This is a genomic window from Corynebacterium matruchotii (assembly GCF_011612265.2).
Taxonomy (GTDB): domain Bacteria; phylum Actinomycetota; class Actinomycetes; order Mycobacteriales; family Mycobacteriaceae; genus Corynebacterium; species Corynebacterium matruchotii.
On the sequence record NZ_CP050134.2, the window covers coordinates 1345640 to 1358211 of the forward strand.

The 12572-nt window shown below is 55.8% G+C and carries 12 protein-coding genes; 7 read left to right on the forward strand and 5 right to left on the reverse strand.

The window, feature by feature from the left end:
* Positions 1-42 precede the first annotated feature (42 nt).
* Complete coding sequence (gene corA, locus HBA49_RS06110; protein ID WP_005525539.1) at positions 43-1182, forward strand: magnesium/cobalt transporter CorA; 1140 nt, start codon at positions 43-45, stop codon at positions 1180-1182.
* On the opposite strand, the gene HBA49_RS06115 is transcribed toward corA, so the two are convergent.
* Positions 1179-1655 (reverse strand): PaaI family thioesterase, encoded by a 477-nt coding sequence (locus HBA49_RS06115; protein ID WP_005521228.1) that lies wholly within the window; start codon positions 1653-1655, stop codon positions 1179-1181. The genes corA and HBA49_RS06115 overlap by 4 nt on opposite strands.
* 117 nt (positions 1656-1772) lie before the next feature.
* On the opposite strand from HBA49_RS06115, the gene HBA49_RS06120 reads away from it, so the two are divergent.
* The 6 genes from HBA49_RS06120 to HBA49_RS06145 all read left to right on the forward strand — a co-directional run bounded on the left by HBA49_RS06120 (position 1773) and on the right by HBA49_RS06145 (position 9903).
* Positions 1773-2921: a tyrosine-type recombinase/integrase gene (locus tag HBA49_RS06120; protein WP_112767189.1), complete on the forward strand. Its 1149-nt coding sequence runs from the start codon at positions 1773-1775 to the stop codon at positions 2919-2921.
* A 547-nt stretch (positions 2922-3468) separates the two neighbouring features.
* The gene (gene gndA / locus HBA49_RS06125; protein WP_005521234.1) at positions 3469-4923 is read left to right on the forward strand and encodes an NADP-dependent phosphogluconate dehydrogenase; all 1455 of its coding nucleotides are present in this window, start codon (positions 3469-3471) and stop codon (positions 4921-4923) included.
* A gap of 76 nt (positions 4924-4999) precedes the next feature.
* Entirely contained in the window at positions 5000-6364 is a 1365-nt protein-coding gene (locus tag HBA49_RS06130) for a hemolysin family protein (RefSeq protein WP_005525946.1), read from the forward strand.
* 10 nt (positions 6365-6374) lie between these two features.
* Positions 6375-7463 carry a hemolysin family protein gene (locus tag HBA49_RS06135; RefSeq protein ID WP_005521236.1) on the forward strand — a complete coding sequence of 363 codons (1089 nt, stop codon included), beginning with the start codon at positions 6375-6377 and terminating at the stop codon, positions 7461-7463.
* Positions 7460-8329 (forward strand): hypothetical protein, encoded by an 870-nt coding sequence (locus HBA49_RS06140; RefSeq protein ID WP_005526376.1) that lies wholly within the window; start codon positions 7460-7462, stop codon positions 8327-8329. Before HBA49_RS06135 ends, HBA49_RS06140 begins: the two co-directional genes overlap by 4 nt.
* A 95-nt stretch (positions 8330-8424) precedes the next feature.
* Entirely contained in the window at positions 8425-9903 is a 1479-nt protein-coding gene (locus tag HBA49_RS06145) for a vWA domain-containing protein (protein ID WP_005526268.1), read from the forward strand.
* 26 nt (positions 9904-9929) lie between these two features.
* On the opposite strand, the gene HBA49_RS06150 is transcribed toward HBA49_RS06145, so the two are convergent.
* The 4 genes from HBA49_RS06150 to odhI all read right to left on the reverse strand — a co-directional run bounded on the left by HBA49_RS06150 (position 9930) and on the right by odhI (position 12558).
* Positions 9930-10481 (reverse strand): MerR family transcriptional regulator, encoded by a 552-nt coding sequence (locus HBA49_RS06150; protein WP_005525633.1) that lies wholly within the window; start codon positions 10479-10481, stop codon positions 9930-9932.
* Positions 10482-10668: 187 nt separating this feature from the next.
* Positions 10669-11250: a bifunctional nuclease family protein gene (locus HBA49_RS06155; RefSeq protein WP_005521240.1), complete on the reverse strand. Its 582-nt coding sequence runs from the start codon at positions 11248-11250 to the stop codon at positions 10669-10671.
* Between the two features lie 12 nt (positions 11251-11262).
* Positions 11263-11979, reverse strand: a complete 717-nt coding sequence (gene ftsR / locus HBA49_RS06160) for a transcriptional regulator FtsR (protein WP_005526124.1) — start codon at positions 11977-11979, stop codon at positions 11263-11265.
* A gap of 150 nt (positions 11980-12129) precedes the next feature.
* Positions 12130-12558, reverse strand: coding sequence for an oxoglutarate dehydrogenase inhibitor Odhl (gene odhI, locus HBA49_RS06165; RefSeq protein ID WP_005525903.1), 429 nt, complete (start codon positions 12556-12558; stop codon positions 12130-12132).
* Between the last annotated feature and the right edge of the window lie 14 nt (positions 12559-12572).

Genomic DNA, 12572 nt, shown 5'->3' on the forward strand with positions numbered 1-12572 from the left:
GCTGCTAGTAACCCCACACTAAAAATATTTAAGGAGAGTGATATGTCTCGCCGCAGGTTTCCCCTTACCCCTAAAAACCTCATCCCCTCAGCCACCGCCGCGGCGCAGAAACCTCCCGCCCCGCATCGTTCGTTCGCCGACGTGGTCGATCATTGTTGCATTTTCATCGACGGCATCCGCATGCCCGGGGAACTCAAGCAGCATGCTGGCGCCCTGGAAACCCTGCATCGTCATTTGGCCGAGGCGAAACGGGAGGGTGGGCACCCGCACGGGTTTGTGTGGCTGAGTCTCAACGCACCTAACGCCAACCACATGCACGCGGTTGCAGACTCATTTAAGGTCCATGATCTCATCATTGATGACATCGTTGCTGCCCACCAACGCCCCAAGGTGGAAACCTACGATGACCAAATATTCATGGTGCTGAAATCCGTGAAATACTCCGATTTTGATAACCGACAGGATTCGGTGCAGCAATCCCGCCAGGTTATTGAGGTTGGTGAGGTACAAATGGTGTTGGGTAAGCATTTCATTATCACTATCCGCCACAACACTCCCCTGCCGGACCTGAAATCCCGCATCACCATCACCGACAACGAGCCCGCCACCAAGCAAGGACCATTGGGGTTAGCGTGGGCCATTGCCGACGCGCTTGTCGACGACTACCGCAGGGCTGCCAACGAGCTTTCCGAAGACGTCGACGTGTTGGAAGAAGAAGTCTTCACCCCCCAATCAGAACTCAACGTTGACCAAATCTATCTGCTCAAACGCGAGGTTCTAGAGATGCGGCACGCTATTAACCCCCTCGAACCCGCGCTGAGTACCTTCAACCAGTTGTTGAAAACCCGTAAGGAGGGTGAGGAGCTGCGCAGCTATTTCCGGGATGTGCTGGACCACGAGATCGTGGCCAAAGACTCGGTCAATAGCTCCAACGAGCGGCTCACCGCCCTCATTGATGCCGCCGTGGCGAAGATTTCCCTGCAACAAAACGCCGACATGCGTGCCATCTCCGCCTATGTAGGCATGGCGGCCGTGCCCACACTGGTGGCCGGCATTTACGGCATGAACTTCCAAAACATGCCGGAACTGGCGTGGAAGTATGGTTATTTCGGCGCCCTTGGCCTCATGGTCGTCATCGTCATCGCAGTATGGTGGGCGTTTAAACGCCGCAATTGGCTTTAGTTCTTTTCATCAATCACCATGGTTCGCACTATCGAGGTGGCCACCAAGTGGCCCCGGTGGAACATGTCCACGGAAATGAGTTGGGTCCGCCGCCCCGGCTGAATGACTTTCGCCTCGGCGGTAATAACCCCGGCAGATACCGGGGCAATGAAGTTCGTGTTGTTATTAATGCCCACGACCACTTTCCCATTGCTGGCGGTGATCCCCATGATCGACCCCACGGTTTCCGCAATCGCGCAGCACACCCCACCGTTAACGATGCCGGTGATCTGCAAATGCTCCTGGGTCACATGCAATTCGGCCACAATGTGTTCCCGATCCGCCTCGGTGAACCGCAACCCGAGCTGATTGCAGAATCCGCCGGAAAGATCATTGAGACGGGCTAGTTCTCGAATGTGTAGCCCATTTTCCCCCATGTTATGCAGTAGTTCCAACAAGTCAGCCGCAGTATTGGGGATTTCTGTATGTGTCATAGTAATTAGCCTACTTATTTTCAGTAGCACGTGGATAATAAGCTTCCTGGCTCACATAATTTTCACTATCATATATGGGATAGCCAAGAGAAAATTTTTATCGTAGGGGCGCGGACTATGCCAACAAAGCGGATACGAAACACCGGGATCAGCTGGCAGGGGCGGTACCGCGATGCCTCCGGCAAGGAACACAGTAAAACATTTAGAACCAAACGGGAGGCGAAGGCGTGGGAAGACGACCAGATCCGCGCCGTCCGCCGCGGCGAGTGGCTGGACCCGCAAACCAGCACCATCACCGTGCATGAACTGGTGAAAAAGAAACTCTCCCAGTCGGCGAAACCCAATACCCAGCAGGCACGGAACTACCTATTGGCAAACCTTGGTGACCTCTCCCCCATCCCAATCACGGCGCTGCGGCCGGCAATGGTCCGCTCCTGGCTGCACGTTTTAGAAACCGGGCGGCCGTGGGTGTCGGACCGCAGCCCGCTGGCGGCAAACACCATCAGCATGATCGCCGGCCAGCTGCGGGCGATTTTGACCCAGGCGGTCAACGACGACGTGATTTTACGCCACCCCATGCGGGGTGTGGTGATTTCATCCGCGTCAAAGCAGGTAGAGCGCGACGATATCCCAGATACCGAGGAAATCCAGGCCCTGATTCGGGCGGCCTACTCGTCCGGCCGGGGAGTGTCGCCGAACCCGCAACTGGCCCGCATGATTATCGTGGCGGCCACCACGGGGCTGCGCGGCGGCGAAATCGGGGGGTTGCGGGTCAAGGACGTGGATTTCTTCCGCCGGGAACTGCACGTTTCCCAACAGGTGAGCCAGAATAGTGCGGAGCCGACCGCCCCGAAATCGCGGCGGGCCTCCCGAACCGTTCCACTCACGGAGGAAACCCTGGCGGCATTGAACACGCAACTGCGGGAACGACCCCGCGGCCGGGAGGAAACCATTTTCGCGGCGAAAAGCGGCGAGCCCTATAATTCCCTAGCGATCGGAACCCAATTTAAAAACCTGACGAAACGAGTTGGGGTAACCACAACCTTTCACGCTTTACGTCACTATTACGCTTCTAAGCTGATCGAGTCCGGGGTGAGCGTGTCGGTCGTGCAACGGGTGTTGGGACATTCGTCGCCGGCAACAACGCTTGGGGTGTATGCGCACCTGTGGCCGGGGGCGGAAGACGAGGTCCGCGACGCGGTGCGGTCATTCTGCGGTATTTCAGACCAAAAACCCACGAAAGATATTGGTAAAATACCAGGTTAAACGGTATAAATATTTTTTCACATGGTCCATGTTTTACATATAATATGCGAAAGATTCCTGACGACGGTCACCCATGAAATAAGTGACCGTCGTCACTTTTTATGAGTGGTTTTTATCTCATTTTGCCCACAATCATATCTATTATTTCTTAAAAATTAGCACCCATCTTTTCGCAATGTTGTCAGTATGCCTCAATTCTATTGTACGGAAATACATTTCACGCACATCACTACACATGCCAACTAATGGGCAATTTTAGCGAAACACTATTTTTAAAACATGCTTTTACCTGCGACTACGTTATACATAAAGATATTATTATACATCGCCTGGTACGGTAATCTTGATGAAGAAACTAACTGCTTTTTATATAAAACATGATATCAATATGGAAATTAAAAATAAGAATACTACGCAAATAAAATGATTGTAGACGATAATATATTAAGACAAATATAAAAATATGGGCGGGAAAATCGTGCCGCAACCTTGCATCAACACCGCTGCATATTTCCTATTCCCCCATTGGGGGCTAGACTAAGAAACCATGACTGAACAAGGCAATCTCGCCCAAATCGGCGTCGTCGGACTCGCCGTCATGGGATCCAACCTCGCACGCAACTTCGCACGCAATGGCCACACCGTCGCGGTCTATAACCGCAGCACGGAAAAAACCCGCAATTTTATGGCCAACCACGGCGCCGAAGGCGACTTCATCCCCTCCGAAACCATCACTGATTTCGTGGCATCCCTCGAAAAACCCCGCCGCGCCATCATCATGGTCCAGGCAGGGAACGCCACCGACGCTGTCATTCACCAACTCGCCGACGCCATGGACGACGGCGACATCATCATCGACGGCGGCAATGCCTTGTACACCGACACCATCCGACGCGAACAAGAAATAGCCGATCGTGGCCTCAACTTCGTCGGCGCCGGCATCTCCGGCGGCGAGGAAGGCGCCCTCAACGGGCCAGCCATCATGCCCGGCGGCCCGGAAAAAACCTGGGAAGCCCTAGGCCCCCTCCTCGAATCCATCGCCGCCAACGTCGACGGTGTCCCCTGCGTCACCCACATCGGCCCCGACGGTGCCGGCCACTTCGTCAAAATGGTGCACAACGGCATCGAATACGCCGACATGCAGGTCATCGGCGAGGCCTACCAGCTCCTCCGCTACGGCGCCGGTATGACCCCCGCCGAAATCGCCGAGGTTTTCCGCACCTGGAACGCCGGCGACCTTGACTCCTACCTCATCGACATCACGGCCGAGGTACTCGCCCAGGTGGATGCCGAAACCGGCAAGCCTCTCATCGACCTCATTGTTGACTCCGCCGGTCAAAAAGGCACTGGCCGCTGGACCGTCAAAGCCGCCCTCGACCTTGGGATTCCCGTCACCGGCATCGGCGAAGCTGTCTTCGCCCGCGCCCTCTCCGGGGCCACGAACCAACGCCAAGCCACCATCGGCAACCTGCCCTCCGGCACCCTCACCACCCTTGCCGAACTCGGCGTCGACCGCGACACCTTCATCGAAGACGTCCGCCGCGCCCTCTACGCATCCAAACTTGTGGCCTACGCCCAAGGGTTCGACGAAATCACCGCCGGCTCCGCCGACCACAATTGGAATGTTGACCCCCGCGACCTTGCCACCATCTGGCGTGGTGGCTGCATCATCCGCGCGAAATTCCTCAACCGCATCGTCGAGGCCTATAACGCCAATCCCGAACTACCAACCCTCCTGCTTGATCCCTATTTCAAGGCCGAGCTCGCTGGTCTCATCGATTCGTGGCGTCGCGTCGTCACCCTGGCCACCCAAATCGGCCAGCCCATCCCCGTATTCGCGTCCTCCCTGTCTTACTACGACAGTCTCCGCATCGACCGGCTTCCCGCCGCTCTCATCCAGGGCCAACGCGACTATTTCGGCGCCCACACCTACCAGCGCGTCGATAAGCCCGGCACCTACCACACCCTTTGGTCCGGTAACCGCACCGAAATCGAAGCCTAACCCACACCACAACCAGCGGACCTAGGATTTTCTCCTAGGTCCGCTCAACCAATCGTCGACACCGAAACTAGCCACCATGGATCTCCTCTTCTCCATACTGTCACTCATAGGATTCATCCTCCTCACCGCCAGCACCGGCCTCTTCGTTGCCGTCGAATTCGCCCTCACCGGTCTCGAACGCGCCACCATCGACCAAGACCTTAACACCCATAACGATTCCCGCGCCCACGCAGTCAAACGCGCCTTCCATAACCTTTCTTTTGTTTTATCCGGCGCCCAACTTGGCATTACTATCACCACTCTCACCACCGGTTACCTCGCGGAACCTATCCTCGCTAAATTCCTCAATCCTCTGCTTCGCCTCACCGGACTGAGTGAAACCTGGACCACCCCAACGGCCCTCGTCCTTGCTCTCATCATCGCCACTTTCCTTTCCATGGTCTTCGGCGAGCTTGTCCCTAAAAACATTGCTATCACCAACCCCATTCGTACCGCCCGGTTTACTATCCAACCTGCCCACGCCTTCAACCTCATCTTTAAAGGATTCATCACCCTCCTTAATAAAACCGCCAATGCCCTCGTCCGCGCCATAGGTATCGAACCTGCCGACGAGCTCGCCACCGCCCGGTCCGCCCAAGAGCTCACAACCCTAGTCCGCAATTCTGTCGGCGACGACGGCTTCGACGAAACCATCGCCAACTTCCTAGGCCGCTCCCTCCTTTTTGGCGCCACCACCGCCGAGGAGCTCATGACCCCCCGCTCCACTATCGAAACCCTCTCCCACGACGACACCATCCTTGACCTCCTCGCCAAGGCCGCCACCACCGGCTATTCCCGCTTCCCTGTCGTCAACGGCGACCTTGACGACACCATCGGTATCGTCCATTACAAAGACGCCTTCGCTATCCCCACCCACCAGCGCGCCACCACCACCTTAGGCAGCATCGCCCACACCGTCCGCGCCGTCCCCGAATCCCTCGATGGTGACGCTGTCCTCAATACTGTCCGCGCCGCTGGCGCCCAAGTCATCCTGGTCAAGGACGAATACGGCGGCACCGCCGGCCTCATCACTATTGAGGACGTCATCGAAGAAATCCTCGGCGACGTCTACGATGAACACGACAACGAAGAAGAACAGCAAGAATTTCACCAAAACACCACCAGCACCTGGACTATCTCCGGTCTCGTCCGTCTCGATGAACTGGAAGAAAACCTCGGATACCTCGCCCCCGAAGGCCCCTACGAAACCCTCGGCGGGCTCATCATGTATAACCTCGGACGCATCCCCAAAACCGGCGACGAACTCATACTCCCACCCACCGCCAACCAGCCGACCGACGACATTACCCCACCGCCAACCACCTGGCATGCTACTGTCCTCGCCATGGAAGACCGCCGCGTCGACAAAGTACTCCTCACCCCCACCACCAACCTAAACTAAGGAATAAGCTATGGGAGTCATCACCACCATCACCCTCATTATCGCCCTCCTCGGCGGCAATGCCCTTTTCGTTGCTGCCGAATTCGCCCTCATTTCTTCTCGCCGCGACCGCATCGAAAACCTCATTGCCAACGGCAATACCAGAGCAAACCGAGTTCTCGGCGCCATATCACACCTCTCTATCAACCTCGCCGCCTGCCAACTCGGCATCACTATTTGTTCCCTCATTCTCGGCAAAGTCGCCGAACCTGCCATCGCCCACTACCTAACAATCCCCTTCGAACACCTCGGCATTCCCCACCAGCTTCTGCATCCCCTTTCTTTCGTTCTCGCCCTCGCCATCATTACCTATCTCCATATCCTCCTTGGCGAAATGGTGCCCAAAAACATTTCCCTCACCAACCCGGAAACCCTCGCCATCTGGCTCACTCCCCCACTACTGTTTTGGGCACGACTCTCTCGTCCCCTCATCAGCATGATGAACGCCGTCGCCCGCCACACCCTCAAACTCGTTGGCATCGAACAGCGCGATGAGCTCAATGCCACCGTCGACGAAAACCAGCTCAAAACCATGATTACCGAATCCCGCTCCGAGGGCCTCCTCGATGCGGAAGAACACGCCCGCCTCAGCAAGGCCCTCCGCAGCGGTCGCACCCTCGCCGAAGTCATGATCCCTCTCACCAAAGTCCGCACCCTCACCTTCGGTGCCCGCGGCCCCCTGCTCACCGACGTCGAACAAGCCGTCAGAGAAACCGGTTTCTCCCGCTTCCCAGTCGAAATCACCCCCGGCACCTTCCAGGGATATGTCCACGTCAAAGACGTCCTCGACCGGTTTGACGCCGGCAAAACCTACCCACCCAACGCTATTGTTCACCGTAGCGAGATTCGTCCCTTGCACAATATCGACGTTAATGAAACCCTCGACCGGGCTCTCCACGACCTCCACCACAAATCCGCCCACATGGCCCAAGTCCGGGACCACGGCCGCGTCGTCGGCGTCGTCACTCTCGAAGATCTTATCGAGGAATACCTTGGCACCTTCAACGACTGGACCCACAGCAATAACCGTGGCGGCAACACCACACCACCAGCAGCATGAACATCCTCACCGAAACCGAATGGCGCGCCCACAACAATAACCACATCACCCGTGCCCGCCGCTACACCGACGACCACCTCGCCCGTCGTAAAGCCGGCACCGCCCACCCCATCTTCGATTTCCTGTTCGAGTACTACCCCATCCGAATCTCACACCTCCACCGCTGGCACCCCGGCATCGGCATTGGGCTCGCCGACCCTCACCGTGCTAGCCCTCACAGCGCCTGGCGGTACTACTACCACCACAATGGGGTAACCACAACAGACGTGTCCGCCTTCCTCGCCGCGCATAAACCTGCCATCACCCAAATCCGCACCATCCTCACAAACACCACCGCCAACCCCACCCGTTTCGACTGCTTTGGCCTGCACGAATGGGCCATGGTTTACCGCACCGACCATCCCCGCCACAATCTTCCCCTCCGGCTCACCCCCGCGGAAACCAACCAGGTCGTAGAACAGCACACCATCAAATGCACCCACTTCGATGCTTACCGATTTTTCACCCCCGAAGCCCAACCCCTAAATCTCACAGTTTTAACCCGTGAAAACCGGGAGCATGGGGAACAACGGGGGTGCCTACACGCCACGATGGATTTGTATAAATGGGCGGCGAAATTGGGGCCGCTCATTCCCGGGGATTTATGGTTGGACACGTTTGAATTGGCATGGCAAGCCCGTATTTTGGATATGGAAGCGTCCCCGTATGATTGCCGAAGTTTAGGGTTTGGGGTGGTCCCGATTGAGACCCCCGAGGGGAAGCACGAGTATGTACATCGGCAACGATTATTGGCTCATGCGGGGGATTTATTACGGCACCGGATCCTGACCACGATCGAGCAGGCATTCGCGTTCAACTATAACTAAACGGTAACATTGGAGATTAATGCCGGCCCTTTGAATAAAAGTTATATGCCGGAAAATCTTTGTCGCGGCAACATGATAGAAAGGGTATCTCTGCCATGGGGCGCCATTCCGATGGACTCACCAATTACAAGTTTTCCACGCATGTGTATGTGGTTATCGCGTGTTTAGTTGTTGCCGTCATCATTATTGTGTTTTGGGTTAAGGCAATTCATGGTGATTCGACTACGGATAAGTCGAAGTGCTTGGCTGGTGATCTCACGGTGAAAATAGCGTCGTCGGCGGGGGCAGAGTCGCTGGCCACTAACGTTATCGACCAATATAATGCGAAGAAACCGGTGGTGCGGGATCATTGCATTACTGCGGAGGCCACCAAGTCGTTGGCGGAGGCGAGTGCGTATATTACTGACGAGTCGGACGGTATGGCAGCGCAAGCGGTGACCCAGGCACAGCGGGCGCCGGCGCAGGCCGCAGCTGAATGGCCGATCGTGCAGGTAATGAAGGTGGGAATTGCGTCGACGGAACACGATGTCAGCCGGGAGAAACTCACCGATGTGACCTACCCGGTCAAGGATAATGCGATGGCATCGGCGCTGGTTGCGGCCAGTTTGAATAATAATTCGGTGGACGCCACGAAGCAGGCGTTGACAAAGGATAAATCGGTGACGGTCGCGTCTGCGGTACAGGACGGCAAGAAATTCATTGTTGTCAACGAAACAAGTGCGCCGGCGAATTACACATTTACCGAGATCAAGGATGTGGTGCAGCCGGTACGGGTGGTGTCGTTGACGGCCACGGATACGGTCGCGGAGGATGCGGTGCGAGCCGGGGCGGATCTTGGTTCTAGCATGGTCAACGCGGATGCTGGAAAGCAGGCCACGTCGGTGACGTCATTGGCGGCGACGCAGGCGTTGCAGCAGTTTGATACGGAAGCGAATTCGGCGGCGCCAGCATCTCCTGCTCCCGCTCCGGCCCCGGAGGCCCAGCCGCAGGCCGCGGCAAGTGCTGTGACGAGTGCGAATACGTTGTTCCTGTTTGATACGTCGGCGGCGATGGCGCAGGCGTCGGATGATGGCCGAACCTGGTTCCAGGTGGTTTCGAATGCGATTGCGCAGGCGGTGCCGATGGTGGGGGCACAGCACCAGGTGGCGTTGTGGAATTATTCGTCACCGCTGAACCCGGGGGTGAAAAAGGGGTGGCGGGAGAATGTGAGTTTTGCCTCGTCGATGACGAATGAGCAGATTGGTAATACGGCGATTGGGTTTACTACCGGTGGTGTGCCGCAGACTCGGGCGGCGACGGTGGCGGCGGTGAATTATGCCACGTCGTATGCGAAGGAGTCTGGTCAGCCTGCCCGGGTGGTGCTCGTTACTACTGGCACGTCGGATTTGGGGGATATGTCGGCGGTGACGCAGGCGCTGTCCGCGGCGAAGGCTGCGAAAGTGGAGCTATCGGTGGTGCATGTGGGTACTGGTACGCAGGACAGCGAGTTAATGAAGGCAGCCCAGGCATCTGAGGTGGTGACGACCGCTGATAATGTGGCGGATGTGATAGAAAAGCTCAGTGGGGTGAAATAAGAGAAACCGACTGTTACGTCGGTTTTTTAGGAGCTTTTGCGACGCCTAGCGGCGAGTTCATCGACCTCCGATTCTGGGGTGGTGTCGGTGGTGGCGGGTTGGTCGACTCGTTCCGAGGGGAATGCGGAAATGGTGCCGGTGAGTTCTTTCATGATGCCGGGCACCGCAATGCCGAACACGCCTTGTCCGCCGCCGAGCAGGTCAATGACTTCTTCGGCGCTGCGGCATTCGTAAACGGTGGTGCCGTCAGAGACGAGGGTGATTTCGGCGAGGTCTTCGACGCCGAGGTCCCGGAGCTTGTCGACGGCCTGTCGAATGTTTTGGAGGGAAATGCCGGTGTCTAACAGTCGTTTGACGATTTTTAGGACCAAAATGTCTTTAAAGGAGTAGAGGCGTTGCGACCCGGAGCCGCGGGCGGTGCGGATACTAGGTTCGACGAGTTTGGTGCGGGCCCAGTAGTCGAGTTGCCGGTAGGTGATGCCGGCGACTTGGCAGGCTATGGGCACTCGATAGCCGAGGGCTTCGTCGGGTCCTCCCATATCGAAGAGTGATTCTTGAATGGGGTGGTCATTAGTCATTATTGTTCGCACTCCTTGCGGTCTTATGCTCCATTAAAGAACTTCATGGTTTTGTTAGGGCGTTAGGGCAAGGTTAACGAAGCTCCACTGTGAGGGCCTGCGACACGCCGCTAATTTAAACCTCAGGTTGAAGTTTAAACTTATTTTAGATCTTTGTCACTCACCCGCGACAAAAGTATCTTCATTATTATTCTTTCGAATCTTTTGGGGGGTTATCATCCGAACCCAATAAATCCGCTTCGCTGACTCCCATGCTCTCCATGAGCTTGGAAAAATCCGCATCGGCGGCCGCGTCACCGGATGCTGACTCCTCAAGGTGAGATTCGACTGGATCCGTGGTGAGGTAGAGGCCTAACCAGGTTTCCAGGTCGGCTTCGGAAATAAAAACGCTGGCATGTGATAACACATCCTCACTCGCCATGATCGGCAAATTTAGTAAATATGCCACCCCCATGGCGTCGCTGGGGCGACATTCAAGTTCGTCCCCATTATTGGTAACCAAGCTGGCAATGTAGTCACCAGCAAAGTAGGAATCGATGTGAACTTCCTTGAACCCACCCGCCGTTGCAGCTGCCAAATCAATGAGAACATTGACCATGCGTGGGCGTCGCGTTGGCACCCCAGCCTCGTGTTGCAACAGTTCAAATGCATCGGCGGCGTCGATCCACACGGGTAGTATTCGGTTTTTCTCAATCCACCGCAGCACGATGCAATATTGGTTTTCGGGGAATTCCGAAATTTGGAGGTATTCAACGAGATGGTAGGTCATAAAAAGCCAACTTTAACCTGATTGGTTACGCAATTCATTCTTCACCAGAACCGCATGCAAGGAAACTACAAGTGCTGACATTCGCCGACTCATTTCTTCGGCCTGTTCTCTAGCCACATCCTTGTTGGACTTGGCTAGGGGGGTAACAACCTGGGAAATCAAACCAGCCTGCCGGCTTGCAGCATTTTTCACCGATTTTAAATGGCGGGCGTCAATACCAAATTCGCTCAAGGCATTAGCGGTACTCACCACTTGGATGTCATCAGCGGTGAAAAATCCTGACTGATCCGGTCCGATAATTCCTACGTTAGCCAAATCAATAACAAATTGCAGTTCTACCCCCGCTTTCTTGGCGACTTCCACATCACTTAGGCGGGTGATAGCCGGTTTTCGAAATTTTTCGGGGCTGATAATGGTTTGGGCCGTTGCGGCTTTAGTGATGGGAATGACTGAACGGGAATCCATGGCATCCAGCTGCTTTTTGATTTCTTTGAGGGGCATATAGGTTTCTTGCTGGATGGTGAGGACATAACGCAGCCGCTCCACATCCGCGTTGGTGTATTTGCGGTAGCCGGAACTGGTTCGTTGGGGAGACACCAGCCCCTCCGACTCCAGATACCGGATTTTCGACAGGGTAATGTCAGGGAATTCTGGTGTTAGCAGCTTGAGTACCTCACCGATATTAATCGGTTTGGGATCGGGCCCAGTAGGTTGTGGGATTGCGCTCATGGACTAGTGTTTCCGGCTCGGGGGATGGACAACGACAAAATTATTTTGACTTTATAAGGATGCCGAAATACCGCATCCCTAGTGCTACCTACCGATTGTGCCCGAAAAAACCACGGCGGTGGGCTAAACGTCAACTTTAACGTTAAATTCTCAGTTTTCCGGACCCGCAATGAACACTAGTCGGAACTTACCGATTTGGATTTCATCACCAATAGATAGCACCTGTGAGTTGCGAGGTTCCCTATTGACATAGGTGCCGTTGAGGGATCCCACATCCACAACTTCGAAAGTTCCGTCGTTAAGCCGAAATTCAGCATGCCGGCGAGACACGGTGACGTCGTCGAGGAAAATGTCCGACTCGGGATGCCGGCCGGCGGTGGTGGTTTCCTGATCCAGTAAGAACCTAGCGCCGGCGTTCGGCCCCCGCTTCACGATCAAAATGGCGGCGCCGGCTGGTGGGGTGATGTCAGAACCGGTGGCGGGTGCTGCCGCTCCGCTCTCCATTTCTTTCAGCAGATCAGCGCGAAACACGGATGTGGTCTCAACCTGAACATCCTGGTTATCGTTGTTATCACTCATGCGTGAACCCTCCA